This is a genomic window from Polaromonas eurypsychrophila, assembly GCF_014641715.1.
Taxonomy (GTDB): Bacteria; Pseudomonadota; Gammaproteobacteria; order Burkholderiales; family Burkholderiaceae_C; genus Polaromonas; species Polaromonas eurypsychrophila.
Map to the genome: position 1 here is coordinate 70,343 of NZ_BMIG01000002.1, position 20,062 is coordinate 90,404.

Annotated in this window: 12 protein-coding genes; 2 read left to right on the forward strand and 10 right to left on the reverse strand. The window is 62.9% G+C overall.

Annotation, left to right across the window (positions count from 1 at the left end; all coding sequences use genetic code 11):
* Positions 1-200 precede the first annotated feature (200 nt).
* The 5 genes from IEX16_RS02855 to IEX16_RS02875 all read right to left on the reverse strand — a co-directional run bounded on the left by IEX16_RS02855 (position 201) and on the right by IEX16_RS02875 (position 10,245).
* Positions 201-2,789, reverse strand: coding sequence for a DUF1631 family protein (locus IEX16_RS02855; protein WP_188706424.1), 2,589 nt, complete (start codon positions 2,787-2,789; stop codon positions 201-203).
* Positions 2,790-2,816: 27 nt separating this feature from the next.
* The gene (gene secF / locus IEX16_RS02860) at positions 2,817-3,773 is read right to left on the reverse strand and encodes a protein translocase subunit SecF (RefSeq protein WP_188706425.1); all 957 of its coding nucleotides are present in this window, start codon (positions 3,771-3,773) and stop codon (positions 2,817-2,819) included.
* A gap of 385 nt (positions 3,774-4,158) precedes the next feature.
* Positions 4,159-6,063, reverse strand: coding sequence for a protein translocase subunit SecD (gene secD, locus IEX16_RS02865; RefSeq protein ID WP_188706427.1), 1,905 nt, complete (start codon positions 6,061-6,063; stop codon positions 4,159-4,161).
* A gap of 75 nt (positions 6,064-6,138) precedes the next feature.
* Positions 6,139-6,471 carry a preprotein translocase subunit YajC gene (gene yajC / locus IEX16_RS02870; protein WP_188706430.1) on the reverse strand — a complete coding sequence of 111 codons (333 nt, stop codon included), beginning with the start codon at positions 6,469-6,471 and terminating at the stop codon, positions 6,139-6,141.
* A gap of 192 nt (positions 6,472-6,663) precedes the next feature.
* Positions 6,664-10,245, reverse strand: a complete 3,582-nt coding sequence (locus IEX16_RS02875) for an indolepyruvate ferredoxin oxidoreductase family protein (protein ID WP_188706432.1) — start codon at positions 10,243-10,245, stop codon at positions 6,664-6,666.
* A 177-nt stretch (positions 10,246-10,422) separates the two neighbouring features.
* Between IEX16_RS02875 and IEX16_RS02880 the strand changes: the two genes are divergently transcribed.
* Positions 10,423-10,911, forward strand: coding sequence for an Lrp/AsnC family transcriptional regulator (locus IEX16_RS02880; RefSeq protein ID WP_188706434.1), 489 nt, complete (start codon positions 10,423-10,425; stop codon positions 10,909-10,911).
* Positions 10,912-11,062: 151 nt separating this feature from the next.
* On the opposite strand, the gene mltA is transcribed toward IEX16_RS02880, so the two are convergent.
* The gene (gene mltA / locus IEX16_RS02885) at positions 11,063-12,214 is read right to left on the reverse strand and encodes a murein transglycosylase A (RefSeq protein WP_229676140.1); all 1,152 of its coding nucleotides are present in this window, start codon (positions 12,212-12,214) and stop codon (positions 11,063-11,065) included.
* Between mltA and IEX16_RS02890 the strand changes: the two genes are divergently transcribed.
* Positions 12,213-12,362, forward strand: a complete 150-nt coding sequence (locus IEX16_RS02890; protein ID WP_188707203.1) for a hypothetical protein — start codon at positions 12,213-12,215, stop codon at positions 12,360-12,362. The genes mltA and IEX16_RS02890 overlap by 2 nt on opposite strands.
* Before the next feature lie 2 nt (positions 12,363-12,364).
* Here IEX16_RS02890 and IEX16_RS02895 read toward each other — a convergent pair whose 3' ends face one another.
* From IEX16_RS02895 to IEX16_RS02910, 4 genes are read right to left on the reverse strand one after another with little or no spacing between them, the layout of a single operon-like run.
* Positions 12,365-12,991, reverse strand: a complete 627-nt coding sequence (locus IEX16_RS02895; protein WP_188706438.1) for a response regulator transcription factor — start codon at positions 12,989-12,991, stop codon at positions 12,365-12,367.
* A 9-nt stretch (positions 12,992-13,000) separates the two neighbouring features.
* Positions 13,001-15,085, reverse strand: a complete 2,085-nt coding sequence (locus IEX16_RS02900) for an ATP-binding protein (RefSeq protein ID WP_229676141.1) — start codon at positions 15,083-15,085, stop codon at positions 13,001-13,003.
* Positions 15,082-15,888: a carbon-nitrogen hydrolase family protein gene (locus tag IEX16_RS02905; protein WP_188706440.1), complete on the reverse strand. Its 807-nt coding sequence runs from the start codon at positions 15,886-15,888 to the stop codon at positions 15,082-15,084. The genes IEX16_RS02900 and IEX16_RS02905 overlap by 4 nt, the downstream gene beginning before the upstream one ends.
* Before the next feature lie 2 nt (positions 15,889-15,890).
* Positions 15,891-20,045: a YhdP family protein gene (locus tag IEX16_RS02910; RefSeq protein WP_229676142.1), complete on the reverse strand. Its 4,155-nt coding sequence runs from the start codon at positions 20,043-20,045 to the stop codon at positions 15,891-15,893.
* Positions 20,046-20,062 lie beyond the last annotated feature (17 nt).

Here is a 20,062-nt window from a genome sequence, read left to right on the forward strand (position 1 = left end):
CCACGCTTTTCACTTCGTGTAATGCGCTGCACTTTGCAGGCCGCCGCTCGCCGGAGGCTTCGCTTCTGGCGCCTGTCCAAAGCTGCTTAAGCAGCTTCGGAGCCGCAGGCGCCAGCCCCGAGGGGGCGCTGCGCCTACGGACTGGCAGAGCCAGATCCGCGGCCCCTGCTGGTGAAGAGAGGCCCTCACCGCTCTAGCGATTAGCCCAGAAGACGCTCCGGGTTCGCATCGAGCTTGGCCAGCGCATCGCGGGTAGCGCGCACAGTCAGCGCCTCGTCTTCGGTCGGCACCAGCAGGCCGGCCTGCAGGTAGGCCGCCAGCCGGCGCGCCTGGATCAGGAAGTTGCGGCCGTCGGCGGATGCGAACAAATGCAGTTGCTTGCGGTCACTGCGCCAGGCGAACTGCACGTGGCTGACCTTGCCGTTGTGGTCCAGGCTGAACCAGGCCCCGACTTGAAGCTCCAGCGCCCAGGCGCGCACGGCCTCGCTGGGCCGGCTGCCCCCATCGGCGATCACCGCAAGGTCGGAGGCATCGATGCCAATCATCATGACCAGGTTTTCGGTGTCCAGCGGCAGGTCACCCACATCCTCGTCCGACAGATAGTCCTCCAGGTTGGCCAAGCGCTTGGCCATCTCGTCGATACGCTCGAGTGATATGGCATCGGTTTTGGACATGAAGGCGTCAGCCAGCGTCTCACTGATGATTTTGAGGTGCTGGTCCTGCACTGGCGTCGCCAGGCCCAGCATGGACATGCCCTGTCGCAACAACTGAAGCAGCTTGGGCAAATCGGCGATCACACGCGCCCGGTCATTGCGGTTCGGTTTGGCGCTCGCGGCCCATACCAGATCGGCCGCAGCCCGCTTGAGTTTGATCGTGTCATTGTGCTGGGGGCCATTCTTCATGGCGGCAATGGCCAGAACTTCAGCCCATATCTTGAACAGGAACTCCCGGATTTGTTCGCGCACCGGCATGTCATTGAGCATGTTGCGCATCTCAATGGTGTACTGGATCGCCATGGTCTCTTTTTGCTCCATTTGTTGGGCCACCGTCACCACGCGCGCGACACTGCCCTGCTCGGAAAGAAACTTCGACAGGAATTTCTGGAATTCGTCGTAGACGAGCTGAAATACACGCCGGCCGGTCTCCGGATACTGCTCGATCACCTGCACCACCCGCTTGACTTCGATTTCAAGCGCGCTGCCCGACACCGTTGCGTCAAAGCCCAGCACGCAGGAGCCCATGCGGTCAATCAAGCGGCGTGCGGGATGCTGCAGGGAGCCGAAAAATTCAGGCTCGGAAATCGCCACGCGCAGCACCGGCATCTGTAGCCGGGCAAACCATACCCGGACCGCAGGAGGAATCCGGTCTTCCGCCAAAATACTCTGAAACATCAGCGCCACGATTTCGATGGTGGCTTTCTCGCTGGATGTGGATGCCGCCTGTTTGAGCACACTGGTGCGCTGACGCAAGGCACCCGCCGCCTGCTCGACCTGCGCCACACCATAAATCTGGTCCGGCGCATCGACCAGGGTGCCTTCGTGACTGTTGCCACAATCGCCACCGCCAGACGGCGTCCTGGCCAATGCCTGTGCCAACTGTGGAGAAGGCTCATGAGCCTGAGTCTGATCGAACTCGACGGCATGGTCGGACAACAGGCGCTTGAGGTGGCCCATGACCCCCTGCGCCCGCATACGCGCCCGCGCCAGCGGCGAGGTGCCGGTTTGCATGCGCGTCTCATCCTGGATATCGCTCCTGCCTGCAGCCATCTCCGAGCCAGTGGCCTCGCGGCCTGGGTTTGTGCCCCGACCACCGCCCCGACCGCTTGAACCACCACCGAAACCGCCGCCTGCCCCTGCCGAGCTCGGGCCGCGTTCCCCCGGGTCACCCCGGGAAGCGCCAGCGCCGAAAGACGGCCCGCGCCCGCCAGCCCGTCCACCGCCTGCCCCGTTGGAGTCGAATACTAAATCGGACGCCCTATCCCACCCCGTATCAGACCTGCCCCCCGGTCCGCCGGAGCCACCTGGCCGGCCGTAGCCAGGTTCATCGAAATGCCGGCCGGGGGCCGGAAGCGTGGAGGCCCGCTCGCCCGGTGCCATGCCCGCAGGCCTGGACAGCCTGGCGGCAGGCGCATTCGGAACCGCCGAAGGTGTGCGTTTGACCAGCGCCCGGCGGTCAATGTCCACCATGACGTTTTCCTTGATCAGGAATTCGTTGGCGGCCCGGTAGGCCTCCAGCAGATGGGTGGTGAGGCGTTGCTGGATCAGGTCTTGCACTGTGAGCCACAGCTCGCGCGACAGCGGCGCCAGCGTCCATTGTTCGACCAGGTTTTGCGACAGGACTTCGGGGCGCAAAACATCCTCCTTGGCCAGTTCGGGAACACTTTCCAGCGCCTGAATGCGCAGTCGCAGATCGTTGAGCTCCCAACTGGCGCTGTCCAGAAGACGCAGGGCCAGCCGCGAGGCAAGGATCTTGTTCTCCATCACCTCATTGCCCATCAACTCGAATTTCCCGCTGTCCAGCGGCATGGAGGCGGTAGCCGCCGGTGCAATCAGCGCTTTTTTCCAGGCAGCCATGGTGGCATCAACCCAGATGGTTTCGTTTTCCTGGAACGACATCCAGCCATCGCGGCGGTCTTGCATCTCGCGGGCGGTCCCGGCCGCATCCATCGCTTCAGACAAGCGGGCCTTGATGTCTGCGGCCAGCGTCGGCATCACGCCTGCAGCAAAAGCAACAAACTGCTCACGCGCTTGGCGAGCCAGACGAAGATCCTGTTTGTTGGTTGCAGCCACAGCCGTGTAGGTTCTTAGAAAGGCTGGTTACACCGTCGCTCCGGCATTGGGATCGTTCGGATTCTCGTCCTTTTTGCCTGATGAAGGCTTCACCAGGTCCTCGCGCTTGATGCCCAGCCACATGGCGATGGCGGCGGCCACGAACACTGAAGAATAAATACCAAACAAAATACCAATTGTCAGCGCCAACGCAAAATAAAACAGCGTTGGCCCACCAAAAAGCAGCATCGACAACACCATGATCTGGGTGGAGCCATGCGTGATGATGGTGCGGCTGATGGTCGACGTGATCGCGTTGTCGATGATCTGCTCGGTATCCATCTTGCGGTAGCGACGGAAGTTTTCGCGGATGCGGTCAAAAATCACCACGGATTCATTGACCGAATACCCAAGAACCGCCAACACCGCCGCCAGCACCGAGAGCGAAAACTCCCACTGGAAAAATGCAAAAAAGCCCAGAATGATGATCACATCATGCAAATTGGCAATGATGGCGGCCACCGCATACTTCCACTCAAACCGGAAGGCCAAGTAAATCATGATGCCGACCACCACCATGGCAAGCGCTTTCAGACCATCCTGGGCCAGTTCTTCCCCCACCTGCGGACCGACAAACTCGGTGCGCCGCAACACGACCTGCGGGTCACCGGCTTTCAGCGCTGTCATGACCTTGTCGCTTTGCTGCGCTGTGGTCACGCCTTTTTGTGCGGGCAGGCGAATCATCACGTCACGCGCAGTACCGAAATTTTGCACCTGAACATCGGTAAAGCCGAGGCCAGCCACAGTGCCGCGGATCTTCTCCACATCGGCGGGCTGCGAGTAGCTGACTTCCATCACCGTGCCACCGGTGAACTCCACCGAAAGATGCAGGCCGCGAGAGAACAGAAAAAACACCGCCAGAGCAAAGGTGGCGAACGAAATCACGTTGAAAATCAGGGCATGCCGCATGAACGGGATGTCCTTGCGGATCTTGAAAAATTCCATGGGATCCTTTCCTTCTTGTTCTGTTGTCTAGGGCCTGTTCACACTATTTAGGCAAGTGCGAACGTGATTAAAACATCGCCAATTTACGCGCGCGACGACGCTTAGCCTGGGCGGCTGGGCTAGGAGTGCAACAACGAGTGGCGGTGTTTTCCACGCTCCTTCCGGGTTGCGACCAAAAAGGCCATGCACAGCGTTGCAAAGCCTTGCCGGGCGCTGCCCGTAGCCGTAGGGCCGCGAAGTGACCCGGCGAAGGGCTGCATTGGCGCTGCTGCGCTGTACAGCTTCGCGCACGGACGCTTCGCAGCGCCAGCCCGGCTGCATTTTGCGCCTCCTGCATGACCTTTTTGACTCGCAACGCATCTTGCCTAAATAGTAAGAACAGGCTTTAACTCGCCGATGGCGCCGACTTGCCGGACTTGGCAGGAACACCCGCGTCGCCGGCCGGCCGCCACACTGTGCCAATGGACACGGATTTGAGCTTCTTTTGCCGACCGTACCAGAGATTAACCAGCCCGCGCGAGAAAAATACCGCCGAGAACATGCTGGTCAGGATGCCGATCACGTGCACCACCGCAAACCCACGCACCGGCCCCGAGCCGAAGGCCAGCAAAGCCAGGCCGGCAATCAGCGTCGTGATGTTCGAGTCAAGAATAGTGGCCCAGGCGCGTTCATAGCCGGTGTGGATGGCGGCCTGCGCCGACGCGCCGTTGCGCAACTCCTCGCGCACCCGCTCGTTGATCAGCACGTTGGAGTCGATCGCCATACCCAAGGCCAGCGCCATGGCCGCCATGCCCGGCAAGGTCAGTGTCGCCTGCAACATGGACAAAATCGCTACCAGCAACAGCAAATTCACCGCCAGGGCCAGGCCCGAAAACAGCCCGAACAGCATGTAATACGCTGACATGCAAGCGACGATAACCAGAAAACCCCAAGCCACGCTGCTAAAACCCTTGGCAATGTTTTCCGCACCCAGGCTGGGGCCGATGGTGCGCTCCTCAATGATTTCCATGGGGGCAGCGAGGGAACCTGCGCGCAGCAGTAATGCCAAATCGTTGGCTTCCGTCACGGTCATCGAGCCGGAAATCTGGAAGCGGTTGCCCAGCTCGCTCTGAATGACCGGCGCCGTCAACACCTCGCCCTTGCCTTTTTCAAACAGCACAATGGCCATGCGTTTTTTAACGTTTTCGCGGCTGGTGTCGCGCATGATGCGGCCGCCCTTGGCGTCCACAGTCAAATCGACCTTGGGCTGCTGACTTTGTGAGTCAAAACCGGGCTGGGCGTCGGTCAGGCTCTCGCCGGTCAGAATCACCTGCTTTTTCACGATCACGGCCCGGCCATCACGCTCCAGAAAGCGCTCGGAACCGAAAGGCACGGTCCCGGAGCCCAGCTCTGCGGACCGGCCTTCGCTGCTTTCATCGACCAGGCGCATCTCGAGCGTGGCGGTGCGGCCCAGGATGTCCTTGGCCTTGGCCGTGTCTTGCACGCCAGGCAACTGCACCACGATGCGGTCCAGCCCCTGCTGCTGGATCACCGGCTCGGCCACACCCAATTCGTTGATGCGGTTGTGCAAGGTGACCATGTTCTGCTTGAGCGCCTGCTCTTGCACCAGGCGGGCTGCCTCCGGCTTGATACGTGCGACCAGTTTGTACTCCGCGCCATCCGGTGTATCGACCGATTGCAGGTCGGGAAACTGATCCAGGAGAATCCGCTTGGCGGCTTCCAAGGTGACCGTATCGCGGAATTTGACCTCGACGGTCTGGCCATTTCGGTTGATGCCGCTGTGCCGGATATTCTTCTCGCGCAGCACCAGGCGCAAGTCGCCGGCCAGCGATTCCGCTTTTTTGGTCAACGCCGCCTGCATGTCCACCTGCAGCATGAAATGCACACCGCCGCGCAAGTCCAGCCCCAGGTACATCGGGCGGGAATTGAGCGCGGTCAGCCAGGCGGGCGAACGCGATAACAAATTGAGGGCCACGATGTAAGAAGGCGAAGCCGGATCGGGAGACAGCGCCCTTTCAATGGCGTCCTTGGCCTTGAGCTGCGTGTCCGTGTCACCGAAGCGGGCCTTGACCGAGGTGGCGTCAAAAGTCACCGCATCGGAGATGATGCCAGCGTCCTTCAAGGCCTGCTCCACGCGCGTGACAGTGCTGCTGTCGACCTTCACGCTGGGTTTGGCGCTGGAAACCTGCACGGCAGGCGCCTCGCCAAAAAAATTGGGCAGCGTATACAACGCGGCAATCAACAAGGCGACGACGATGATCGCGTACTTCCAGACCGGATAACGATTCATGAGCGTGCTGTTCCTGGGAAACGAGGGGACTGGGCGGGCCGGCACGGGCCGGCCCTGCGAAAAACCGTCTTCTGCTTACTTGATGCTGCCTTTGGGCAGGACCTGGACGATGGCGCTGCGCTGCAGCTGGATTTCAACACCCGCAGCAACTTCCACACCCAGATACGCCTCGCCCATCTTGGTGACCTTGCCGAGCAAACCGCCGGCCGTCACCACTTCGTCGCCCTTGGCCAGTGCCTCAATCATGGTGCGATGCTCCTTCTGCTTTTTCATCTGCGGGCGGATCATCACGAAGTAGAGCACAACAAACATCAGCACCAGCGGCAGCATGCTGGTCAGAGAAGACATCATGCCGCCCTCGGCAGCAGCGGCAGGGGCAGTTTGGGCAAACGCGGAAGAAATAAACACGGCAGACTCCACAACAAAAGTAGGGCGCCCCAAGTCACACCGCGGGGCGCAGAGGGCCTGATTGTATGCGGCCGGCTGAAGCTGAAAAATTGTAACCCGCGTAATTGGCGGGGACTCTATGAGCGGCCTCAGGCCTCACCGGCAGAAACCGGCGCTTTCGCTCACGGCCCAGCCACGGGCCCCAAGCCGGGCTCAGGCGGCCAGTTGCTGCCCAACCTGCGCTGGTTGCCGGAAGGCCGCCAGCGCCTGCGTCCACTGTTGCTGCGCCAGCACAACATGACGCGCTTTCACATGCCCATAGCCCTTGATGAGTTCCGGAATACGTGCCACATCCACGGCCGCCGCATGATTGCCCTCATTCAAGCTCTTGAAGATCTCTTCGATGCTGCCCTCGTACTGAACGATCAGTGCACGCTCCATCCGGCGCTCTTCGGTGCGGCCAAACGGGTCCAGCGCAGTGCCGCGCAGGCCCTTGAGCCTGGACAACACCTTGAAGGCGCTCAGCATCCACGGGCCGAACTTCTGCTTTTGCAGTTCGCCCTTGTCGTTGGTTTTGGCCAGCATAGGCGGCGCCAGATGGTAGTTGAGCTTGAAATCACCTTCAAACATCGCACCGACCTTGTCATGGAAGCTGCGGTCGGTGTGCAGGCGCGCGACCTCGTACTCGTCCTTGTAGGCCATCAGCTTGAACAGATACCTGGCAACGGCCTGGGTCAGCTGTGTCATGCCCAGGGCCGACTCGGCCCGCTGCACACGGTCCACGAAACTTTCGTAGCGCCTGGCATAGGCCGCGTTCTGGTAGTCCGTCAGAAAAGCCACGCGACGCGCCACCAGTTCCGCCAAACCCTGGCGTGGCGCCGGCATGGCAATCACCTGCGCGGAGGTCAACAATTTTTCCACCGACGCCGGGTCGTGAGCGGCACGCCGGCCCCATTCGAATGCCGTCTTGTTGTTGTTCACGGCCACGGCGTTGAGTTCGATGGCGCGCATCAGCGAGGCATATTCCAGCGGAATCCAGCCTTTTTGCCAGGCGTAACCAAGCATCATCGGGTTGGTGTAAATGCTGTCGCCCATGAGCTTGGTGGAGGCCGCGTCGGCATTGAAGGCACCGACGCCGGCCTCGCCCACCGCCTTGACAATTTCAGCGACACACGCTTCTGCCGGGTTTTGCCAGTTGGCGTTGTGCACAAAAGCGGCTGTCGGCGTGCTGTAGGAATTGAGCGCCACATGGGTACGGCCCTCGCGCATGCGCAGCACCGTCTCCTTGCCGGCCGCCACGATCGGGTCGCAGCCGATGATCAGGTCGGCCCCGGCCATGCCGACGCGAGTCGTGCGGATGTCGTCCTGTGTCGCGCCTATCAGCACATGGCTCCAGGTAGCGCCGCCTTTTTGCGCCAGGCCACCGGCGTCCTGGGTGACGATGCCCTTGCCTTCGATGTGGCCAGCCATGCCCAGCAACTGACCGATGGTGATGACGCCGGTGCCGCCCACGCCGGCCACCACGATGCCCCAGACATTGCCGTTGACCCCGTGGGTGGCGGGAATCTGCGGCTCTGGCAGTACCCCCATTTCAAAAGGGGACGTGGATTTTCCTTTGGCTTTTTTCTTGAGTTGTCCGCCCTCTACCGTTACAAAACTCGGGCAGAACCCCTTCAGGCAGGACATGTCCTTGTTGCAGGTGGACTGGTTGATCTGGCGTTTGCGGCCGAACACGGTTTCCAATGGTTCCACGCTCAGGCAATTGGACTGCACGCTGCAATCCCCACAACCTTCGCAAACCAGCTCATTGATCACGACGCGGCGCGCCGGGTCGACCAGGGTGCCGCGCTTGCGGCGGCGGCGCTTTTCGGTGGCGCAGGTCTGGTCGTAAATGATGACGGTGGTGCCCTTTATCTCGCGGAACTGTCGCTGGATCGTGTCGAGTTCGTCGCGGTGGTGGACGGCCACGCCTTCAACCAGCGTCACGCCTTCGTATTTTTCGGGCTCGTCGGTCACCACCACGATTTTCACCGCGCCTTCGGCGCGCATGGACTGGGCGATCTGAACCACCGAATGGCCTTCCGGCCGTTCACCGACCTGCTGGCCGCCGGTCATGGCGACCGCGTCGTTGTAGAGAATCTTGTAGGTGATATTGACGCCAGCGGCAATCGACTGACGCACCGCCAACGAGCCGCTATGGAAGTAAGTGCCGTCACCGAGATTGGCAAAGATATGCTGGTCGGTGGTGAACGGCTGCTGGCCGACCCAGGGCACGCCCTCGCCGCCCATCTGGGTGAAGCCCGAGGTGCTGCGGTCCATCCATAACGCCATGAAGTGGCAGCCGATGCCGGCCATGGCGCGTGAACCTTCGGGCACCTTGGTCGAGGTGTTGTGCGGACAGCCCGAGCAAAACCAGGGCTGGCGGTCGGCCTTGATTTCCAGTACTTGCAGAGAACGCTCTTTGGCTTCCAGAATCGCCAGTTGCGCATCAAGACGCGCCGTCATGGCGCTGTCCAGGCCGAGCTTGCGCACACGCTGGGCAATCGCTTTGGCGATCAGGGAGGGCGACAGGTCGGCGTTGGCGCGGAGCAGCGTGTTGGCCGCGGGGTTCGGCATGGACCATTCGCCGCCGCTGAAGTCGCCCTCGACCTCGTTGAACTTGCCGTAGATGTTGGGGCGCACGTCGGCGCGCCAGTTGTAGAGCTCTTCCTTGAGCTGGTACTCGATGACCTGGCGCTTTTCCTCGACCACCAGGATCTCGCGCAGGCCGGTCGCGAACTCGCGTGTGCCCTGGGCCTCCAGCGGCCAGACCACGCCGACCTTGTGCAGGCGGATGCCGAGCTGGCGGCAGGTGGCGTCGTCCAGGCCCAGGTCGATCAGGGCCTGGCGCGTGTCGTTGTAGGCCTTGCCGCTGGCGATGATGCCGAAGCGGTCGTTAGGCCCTGCTATCACGTTGTAGTTGAGACGGTTGGCGCGGATGTATGCGAGTGCGGCATACCACTTGTAGTCGAAGAGGCGGGCTTCCTGCTCCAGCGCGGCGTCTGGCCAGCGGATGTGCACGCCGCCGGGCGGCATCTGGAAGTCGGTCGGAATTCTGATTTGCACACGCTCCGGGTCGATCATCGCCGTGGCACTCGACTCAACAATCTCCTGGATGGTTTTCATGCCGGCCCAGACGCCGGAAAAGCGGCTCATGGCAAAGGCATGCACGCCCAGGTCCAAGATCTCCTGCACATTGGCCGGAAAAAACACTGGCAGGCCGCAGGCCTTGAAGATATGGTCGCTCTGGTGCGCGGCGGTCGAACTCTTGGCCACGTGGTCGTCGCCGGCCACCGCAATCACGCCGCCCCAGGGTGTGGTGCCGGCCATGTTGGCGTGCTTGAACACGTCAGAGCAGCGATCCACGCCGGGGCCCTTACCGTACCAGATGCCGAACACTCCGTCGAACTTGTTGGTGCCGGGCGGCGAAAACCCGAGTTGCTGCGTGCCCCACAACGCGGTAGCTGCCAGCTCTTCGTTGACGCCGGGCTGGAACACGATGTTCTGCGCCTTCAGGTAGCTGGAAGCTTTCCACAATGCCTGGTCGTAGCCGCCCAGCGGCGAGCCGCGGTAGCCGCTGATGAACCCAGCTGTGTTCTTGCCCTGCAGGGCATCGCGCTGGCGCTGCAACATGGGCAGCTTGACCAAGGCCTGGACACCGCTCATAAAAGCTTGGCCATAGTCCAACGAATACTTATCGTCGAGGGTGACGGTCTCTAGCGCCTTGCGGATGTGTTCGGGCAGGGGGGCGTTCATCTTTGTCTCCAGTCGTGGGGCTGAAACCGCCTTGTGGGCGGCGAAGGCTGGTCACCCGGATAGGGTGATGCCTCTCTATATATGAGCAAAGTGTAGGCGCGATGAACAGATAAGTCTTTGCTTTCTATGCCCTGTTTCTGTAGCTCGACGAAAGATTCTTGCTCATAATTGCCAATTATGGAAACACTCGACAAGTTTGACATCGCCATCCTGAGTGAATTGCAAACCGATGGCCGCCTCAGCAACGCCGAACTCAGTGCGCGTGTCGGCCTGAGCGCCGCGCCCTGCTGGCGGCGCGTGCGGGCGCTGGAAGAAAGTGGCTTCATCAAGGGCTACCGCGCGGAAATCGACCGCCACAAGATCGGCCTGGGCGTGCTGGCTTTTGTCCGGCTGGACGCCGACCGCAACACCGGCGACGCCACCAGCGTGATGGAGGAAGCCATCCGCAAGCTGCCGGAAATCATTGCCTGCCACTACATCAGCGGCACCGGCACCTTCGAGCTGCAGGTGGTGGCGCAGGACCTGGACAGTTTTTCACGCTTTGCGCTGAAAAGCCTGATCAACCTGCCCAATGTGAAAGACCTGCACACCAGCTTTTCGCTGGGCGAGGTCAAGGCCAGCAGCGCGCTGCCGCTGGGCCACCTGGCTGCGGGCAATAGCCCCTGAGGTCGATCAAGGTCTGGTAACGCCGCGCCGTTGCAGGCTGGGGATTTATGCACCAAATTGGTCTTCAGCCCATACCAGTCAAGCGCCAGAAGCTATATTATTTATAGCAAAACTTGGTGCCAACACACCGCAAACTCTCGCTTGAGCGTTTTTATTTGGGCCACAGCGCCCACAAACGCAGCGGCTGGTTGATGCGGGCGGCCAGCACCCCGGCTTCGGATCCCGTCCCCGCGAAATAATCGGCACGCACCGCCCCGACGATGGCGCTGCCGGTGTCCTGCGCGATCACCAGCTTTTGCAGGTCCGCGGCCGGACCGCGCGACGCCAGCCAGACCGGCGTGCCATAGGGAATACTCCCGCGGTCCACCGCGATCGAGCGTCCCGGCGTCAGCGGCACGCCCTGCGCACCGCGTGGGCCGTAAAACGCATCCTGTTCGCTGAGCGCCTCCTCGCGGAAAAAAATGTAGCGCGGGTTGCTCCACAGTAGCTGCGGCAGGCGCTGCGGATTTTGCGCCGCCCAGGCCTTGGTCGCGTCGGGCCAGGGGTTGATTTTGGTCACGCCCTGCTCGAGCAGCCACTGGTTCACGCTGCGGTAAGGCTGCTCATTGGAACCGGCAAACGCGACGCGCACCGTACGCTGGCTGCCGTCGGCCTCGGTCAGGTTCAGGCGGCCCGAGCCCTGGATGTGCAGCATCAACACATCAATCGGGTCGGCCATGAAGGCGATCTCGCGGTCACGCAGGGCCGCCTGTGCTTGCGGCAGAGTGTCAATGTCCTGCCGCGTGTACCAGGGTTTGCGGCTGGCCATGCCTGTGGGCAACTGGTACAGCGGCACGGTGTAGCCCTTACCACTTTGGCGGCTGGCCTTGAACACCGGTTCGTAATAACTGGTGAGCAAGCCCTCCGCCGCGCCCTGCGGTGTTTCGACGCGATAGGGCTGGAGCCGGCTCATCATCCAGACGCGCTGTTCATCGGCGCTGGCGATGCTCAGGCGCCGGACCTCGCCGCATAGCGGGGCAAACACCGGGCCGGGCCGTTCGCAGCTCTTGAGCCAGGCATTCCACGCCTCGAACAACGCGTCGTTTTCAAAGCCCGGCAACTCGGACCATGGCACCGCCACCCAGCGGCTTTTGCCCTGCATTCTTGCCGGTGGCAGGCTGGTGCCATCGACGGGTCGCGGCGTATCGGCGACGGGTGGCGGTGAAGACGGTGCTCGCGGCAACGGCGCGGTGGCGCAGGAGGCGAGCAGGCCCATGAAGACGATAATGGCAGCGGTGTATGTTGCCCGGGAAAAAACAGTCATGGCCTTACTTTTACTTGAAGCCCTGGGGGCCTTGCTGATACTGGTGTTCATTGTCTGGTGGACCATGTTTTCCGGTCGCAAGAACGGTGAACTGAAGAAAGACGTCGAGCCCGATGCATCAGCCGACAAGCCCGGAGATCCGCTGTGACGCTATAAATTGCGTAGCAAGTTAGCCAGCTCCACCGCCGACTTTACGCTCATTTTGTCAAAAACCCGGGCGCGATGGACTTCCACCGTGCGCACGCTGATGTCCAGCTGGTCGGCCACCAGCTTGTTCGGCAGCCCCTCCACCACCAGCCGCATCACATCACGCTCGCGCTCGGTCAGGCCGTCAAGGCGGGCGCGCAGGCCGGTGTGCTCGCTGCGCTGCGCCAACGCCGCCGCCGACTGCGTGAGCGCCTGCTCGATGCGGTCCACCAGCGCATTGTCAGAAAACGGCTTTTCGCAAAAGTCAAAGGCGCCGCGCTTGACCGCATCTACAGCCGTCGGCACATCGGCATGGCCGGTCAGAAAGATCACCGGCAGCGTGGGCAACAGGCCGCAGGCAATCAGTTTTTCAAACATCGCCAGGCCGCTCATGCCGCCCATGCGCACATCGAGCAGCGCGCACGAGGGGGAGGTGACCTGAAATGCCCCGGAAATTCGCTCGTCGAAGGCTTCCGCGCTGTCGAACGACTCGCTGGGCAGACGCCGCGAACGCAGCAGCCAAGCCAGCGCCTCGCGCACGCTGGCATCGTCGTCAACGATGTAGACAGTGGCATTCTGGATCGGTTCCATGACATTCCTTTAGGACACTGACGCCGGCAGCGCGGCAGTCTCCGGCGATGCGCCGACGCTGACCGCCACCGGCAGGGTGAAAGTGAAAATCGTCCCCTGAGGCGAGACCGCTTCAAAGCCGAGGAAACCACCATGCTGCTCGATCACCGTGCGGCACAGGCTCAAGCCCAGGCCCATGCCTTCGGCCTTGGTCGTGAAAAACGGCGTAAATAGCTGCTGCGCCACTTTTTCCGAGATGCCCTCGCCGTGGTCAATCACGGCGAATTCCACCCAGCGGCTCCAGGCGTTCGACGCGGCCGGCCGCACGCGCAAGGTCAGCACCTTTTCGGCGCGACGATTTTTGTCCAGCCCCTGCATGGCCTGCATGCCATTGCGCGCCAGATTGAGCAGCACCTGCTCGACCATGGTCCGGTCGCACAGCACCGGGCCGCAACTGGCGTCGACCTGTATCAGCACCCGCACGCCGAGCTTGCGCGCCTGCAGGCTGACCAGCGGCATCACCGCATCGAGCAGCACGCGCGGCGCAATCGGTTCGCGCACCTGCTCGCGACGGCGCACGAAGTCATGTACGCTTTTGATGACCTTGCCTGCGCGTTCGGCCTGCTCGGCAATGCGGCGCATGGCGAGCTGCAAATCCTCGCTGCTGGACGGCTGCTGCGCATCGGCGGCGGCGCTTTGCAACAGGTTCAGTGAGCCGGTGGCGTAGCTCGAAATCGCCGCCAGCGGCTGATTCAGCTCGTGGCTCAGCAGCGAGGCCATTTCGCCGACCGTGGCCAGGCGCGCCGTGGCCTGGAGCCGGTCCTGACTGGCACGCGACAACTCCTCGATGCGCCGCTGTTCGCTGACGTCGAGAATGGCGCTCATCCAGCCGGTCTGCTTGCCCACTGCATTGATCAGCGGCGCCTCGATGATCAGCACCGGGAAACGAGACCCATCGCGCCGCATGAACACCGACTCGAAGCCTTCTCGCGGCAAATGGGCGCCTATGGCCAGGCGGCTGGCCTGGCGTTGCCCGTATTCCTCAACCTGTTCGGGCGGCCAGTAGGGCGGGGGCAGGTCGCGGTTGAGCAGTTCGCCGGCCTCCAGGCCTACCATTTGGCAAAAAGCCGGGTTCACATAGGTCACCCGCCCCTGCAGGTCGCGGGCGCGCATACCGGTCACCAGCGAGTCCTCCATGGCCTTGCGAAAAGCCAGTGCATCGGCCAGGTCGTGCTCCACCCTGAGTCGTCGCCGCATGTCGCGACCGAGCAGCGCCAGCACCGCCACCAGCGCTACCGACATGGCCGTCACCAGGGCAGTCAGCAGGTTGGGAAACAGCGCCGGTGTGCCGCGCCGACTCTCCAGCCGCAGGACCAGCGTGTTGCCTGGCAGGTCAAGCAGTTGCTGGGCCACGTAGGCCTGATTGCCGCGCGTTGGGTTGCCGTACATTGCCAGCCGTGTGCCATCGGCTTCGGTGAAAGCCAGCCCCTGGCCGCGCCCTACTTGCCGACCCACCATCTCGGACAGGATATCGGGCAGTGAGTAGGTCGCCACCAGGTAGCCATCGAGCCGGCCGGCAGCTAGCACAGGTACACACATGTCCAGCACCTCCAGGCCCAGGCCGTCGGCCTGCGGCAGAAAATAGCTGATCGAATACGCCGGGCCTCCGAAGCGCCGCGCTGCAGCGCAGGCAAAGCCGACATCGGTCTGCGTGCCGTCCCGGCCCAGACGCTCGAACACCGGGGTGCGGTAGGGCGTCTCGACGTAGGACAGCGGACCCAGCGCCAGGTCGCGCCACTCCAGGCGCATGATCTCGCGATTTTCGTGCAGGAGTTCGGTCGCAGGGGCGCGCCAAGCCTGCGTGCTCCGGCTTTTGGACTGCAAGGCCTGCAAGCTCTGGACGTTGCGCGTCAGCTCTGCGCGGATATCCGTGGCCATCTGCGCTGCATCCTGCTCCAGCCGACTTTGTACCTGGCTGGCTTCATAACGCCCTGCCAGCCAGACCAGCGTAGACAACAAGCCGGCAAGCAACGCAACCAACAGGGTCCACAGCGCCCAGCGCCGGCTCCAGCGCCGGCCCGCGCGCTTGTTGAACACTTTTGGAAGCGCGCTCACAGCACACCGTGCTTCAGCGCGGGAAGCTGCACACGCACGGCGTCGAGGCGCTCGGCGCGCAACTCGGCCATGACCACTGCCGGGCCCTGGGCGCGTTGCGCAAGAATTTGCCCCCACGGATCGGCGATGAGGCTCTGGCCCCAGGTGCGGCGCTGGTTCTCATGCACACCACCTTGGGCGGCCGCCACCACATAAGCCAGGTTTTCAATCGCTCGCGCGCGCAGCAGGGTCTCCCAGTGCGCCTGCCCGGTGGTGTAGGTAAAGGCGCTGGGCACCAGCAGCAGATCGGCCTTCATCGCGCGGTAGAGTTCTGGAAAACGCAGGTCGTAACAGATGCTCAGGCCGACCCGGTAGCTGTGGCCGTCGATGGACGGCAACTCAAACGTCACCGGCAGCGCGCCACGCTCGATGACTCGCGACTCGTCGTAGTGTTCCCGCCCATTGTCGAACATGAAAAGGTGAATCTTGTCGTAACGCGCTACACAGTGGCCTGACGGCGCGTACACCAGCGCGCTGTTGCGCACATGCTGACTGTCGCTGGCGCAAAGCGGCACGCTGCCGCCAACAATCCAGAGCTTGAGTTCACGTGCCGACTGCGCCAAAAAATCCTGAATGACACCCTGGCCAGCGCTTTCCCGCACGGCCAGCTTGTCGCTGTCTTTCCAGCCCATCAGGCAAAAATACTCCGGCAACACCGCCAGCTCGGCCCCTTGCGCTGCAGCTTGTTCGAGCAACTGCCTGGCCGCCTCCAGATTGGCCTGGACACTGGTGCCGGAAACCATTTGAAGGGCAGCGACTTGCATGTTTATTTCTCGCCCGTGTCTTCGCCGGCCTTCACGCCGACCACGGCTTTGCGCTCAGTCTTGGTGATTTTCGGATTGGTCCAGGTTCCGTCGATGTGGAACTCCTGGGTTGCTGCCTGCGTCAGGGGACGCCGCAGGAAATACTGCGCGAGAAAGGTACCTATGCCTATCGCGGGGTTGATGACCGTGGCGATCAGCGAAGCCGTTCCCGCATTGATCTCAGGCACCACCACCACCGTCAGATTTTGCGTTTCTTTCGCAATGTCGGCGGACCCTTCCATGAGCACTGCGGCATTGACGCCTTTCATCTGCAGGTTGTTGGTGAACGCCAGTCCCTGGGTAATGCTGACATCACCGCGCACAAAGTCAAACGAGAAGCCTTCAGAAAACACATCGCGAAAATCCAGCGTCAACCGCCTCGGCAAGGCCTGCAGGCTGAGGACACCAAGCAGCTTGGCAATTCCCGGCTCTGCTTTGAGGAACTGGCCCGAGGCCACATTCACATTGAACTGGCCGTTCAGGCTCGGGTAATCCAGGCTCAGGGGCGAGCCGATCCAGGCAATCTGGCCTTCCAGCCGGCCCTTGCCGCGGCGGATGACATCGGCCATGCCGAAACGCTTGAGCAGCTCGCCCGAATCTTCGATATCGAGCCGGAAGTTCATCACCGTGCGGCGCCGCTCGGTGGCCGCGCGTGGCCCCGAGCCGGTCGCCGCACCCAATGCCTGCTGCGCGTTGACAGCCATCCAATTGCCATTGGCGGTCAGCGTGGCCTCCGGCATGATGATGTTGAGCTTGTTGAGCCGCCACTCCCGTACCCCCCCCTCGCGCGCCACGGTGCCAGCCCCCCGGTTGATCGCCTCGATCTCCACGCGTCCAAGTTTTTTGCCGCGCAGCTCCAAGTCTTCCACCACGATGTCGAGCGCCGGGATATTGGCCGGTTGCTCGTCCAGGATCGCCTCGACCTCGCTGGCGGTTCCCTGGCCCAGGCTCAGGCGCGCCAAACGCCCATACAGCCGGCCTGCCCCGGATCCGCCGGACTGGCGGAACTCGACATACCCGTTGAGCTCCGCCGCATCGATGTTGGCGCGCCAGGTCAAGCCGTCGCGCGAGCCGCCGAGCACCACGTTGTGCAGCGTGCGCCCCTGCAGCAGCAACTCTTTGGCCCGGATGGCCATGCTGGTCGGCAGGTAGCTGAGCACGACACCGGCCGGCGTCAGGCGGCCAGGGACCGCTGCCGGGGCCGGATCGCCGGACGCATCCAGCACTTTCTCCCAGGCATCAATGTCCACGCGGGCCAGGTTGATGTTGGCCGTGACCCCGTTGTCCGGCAACGGGGCGCTTTCGTCCGCTTCCAGCCCGATCGCCATAGCGCCGCGCAACACCCGTGCCTCGCCGCCACTGATGTCTCGCACATAGAGGACCGACGCCAGCCTTCCGACGCTGAGCGACAACTGGTCCTGGGTCGGCTGCCCTGCGCCGCCGCTGGTCTCGCGCACGGCCGTGTTGTCAAAGCGCAGCGGCAGCGTGCTCTCAGCGCTTTTTGTCAGGGGTGCGGGCAGACTCAGGGCCAGGCCTTGCAGGTTGCTGGCCACGCTGATCTCGGTCATTCCTTTCCTGAACCCCAGGCTGGCGGTGTAGGCGGTGGCACCGTTGGCATGGGCGCCCAGGCGCGCGGCCATGCCGAGCTCCTTCGCCTGGCGCAAACCTTCGGCCGTGAGCGTGCCCTGGGCGCGAATCACCACGGCAGCGTCCGGGAAGTCCTGGGCACCGGTCACGGAGCGCGCGGCGCCGGATGACGCGCCACGGGTGCCCCCTTCCAGCCGGATGTCTCCGCCCAGCATGCGCGCCTGCCCCCCGGAAATCGCAAACCCGCTTTCGCTGAAACTGACCAGCCCTTTGAGTCGCGTCAGTTGCGGCGTGTCCGGCGTGAACTGGACATCATTGCCCGGCATGCTGACCGTTCCTTGCACTCGCGTGTTGTCCAGCTTGGCGAGCGGCAAAGTCAGCTGGATTTTGTAGTCGGCAACGCCGCTCGCCACGGTTTTACTCAAGGCCTTGCCAGTCATATCGGCCAGCGGCGAGGTATTGACGAAGCCCAAGGCGTCACTGAGCGGCCCCTTGAGCTCCGCGTTGATCTGCACCGTGGCCGAGTGCATCAGATCAGCAATACGCGCATCGGCCTTGATGATTTGCAGACCGGGCAGGCCGGCCACCCGCCCCTTGGCGCCATTGACCTGCAGCGACGCCCGGTCAAACACCAGTTCGCCGGCCACGTCACTCAAGGCTGGCCAGGCGCTGGCTCCACGCGGCTGTATCGATTTCGGTACGTACGCGTAAGCCGCGTTGGTGACCTTGGCTGACACCCGAAACTCACCGAGTTTCGGATCGGCAAAAGGCAAGTCGTTCAAGTTGCCTTTGACCTTGAGCTTGACATCCGTGAGCGCACCCGCTGTCACAGCATCACGCACATAGTCACGAACCGTGACCGGCAAGACCAGCGGCAGGTAACGATGAATCCTGCTGCCATCACCGCGACTGAGGGCGCCCTGCAGATCGAGCACGCCGGGGAAGCGGCTGTCGCGCCCGGTACCGGCCTTACCGGCGGCCGGCGCATCGGCGGTGTGCCAGCCGGCCTGCGCTGTGCCCTGCGCGTCGGCATTGGCAAAAACAATATTGCGCAACTGTACGTCAATCTTCGGACCGGCCAGCTTCCACTGAGCATCTGTCGAAAATTGATCGAACCGCAGGCGGGGGTCCTCAAAAATGCCTGGCAGGTCCAGCTCGCCGCTGCTGATTCTGACCTTGGCCTGCCCACCCTGCTGGGTCAGGTCAAAGTCCACCAGCGCGCCACGCACGCCGGGCCGCCCGATGGACGCCTGGCTGCCCGGTCCTCCCGCTCCGGGGGGCGCCGCCTGTGACGCGAGCTCCAGCCCGGCCACGCGGCCTTTGGCTGAATAGGCGCTGGGCGCGTCCAGCGTACCCTGCCATTTCGCTTCGACCGTTTCCACCAGCCCCTTGGGTGCCAGCGCACCCATCAGGCTATGGGTGGCTGTGCCCAGAGGCAGCCGGTTGGCGACCAGTGCCAGCGCCGCCAGGTCCAGTTTGTCCGCCTTGATCTGGCCGCGTGCCGGCAACTTGCCTTCAGCGCCGGTGTAGACAATGGCGGCATTGCCGCCTGGCCACTGCAGCCCGTCGCGGGTGCGGAACTGCAGGTTTTCCGTCGCCACATCAAAGCCATTGGCCAGGTGCCTGCCGCCAATGCGGCCGGTCACGGCCTGCAGTGCCAGCGGCTCCAGCGCCCGCCCCAGCGTCGCATCAACCTGCAGCAAGGCCAGGTCCGCGGTGCCACCGGTAAATTGACCGTCCTGCACGTCCACCCAGGCACGCAGGGCCCCAATGCCGGCCTTCAAGTCAATGCCGAGGCGGTCCAAGCTGACGTAACGCTTGACCTCGGAAGCATCGACGCGGCTGAATTCGGCATAGAACTGGCCCGCCCATCGTTGCCACTGCCCGGCGCCGCCGGACAAAAACGGCTCGCGGAACACCCCGCGCAAACTGAAGCGCTCACCCCAAGCCGGTGGCGGGGTTGCATCCAGACGCATCAGGTGGCGCTTGCCAGGATTGCGCGAAGTCCAGTCCACCTCGGTCAGGGCCAGCACCGGTGCCTGGCGCAGATCGTCACTCCAGCGCACCGTGCCGCCACGGATCACAAATTCGGTCTGGGAAAAAAACCAGTCGGCACCGGCCCTGCCGTCGCTGCGGTTCTGCAGGACATCCAGGCCGGCCACATAAATCTTTCCGTCCGCAGTTCGGCGGATGTCCAGCTCAGGCTGGTCAATGTAGATCTGCTCGAACCCCAGCCGCCACAGGGACGAAGGCGAGACGGCCGCGAGCACACGCGGCAAGCTCAAGGCGGCGCGGCCCTCGGTATCGAGCAGGGTGACCTCGCGCAACTCGAAAGAGGGAATCAGCCCCCCGGAGCGGGCGGTGATCTGGCCGATACGCACCGGCACCCCCAGTGCCTGAGTGGCCGCCGTTTCAAGGCGCGGGCGAAAGTCGGCGATTCGCGGCACAATCCAGCCGTGGAGCACGGCCCAGGCCGCACCGAACAGGACCCAAAAAGCCAGTACCAGCCCCAAGGCCAAGCGTGCAACCATGGCGGCAATTTTCAGAC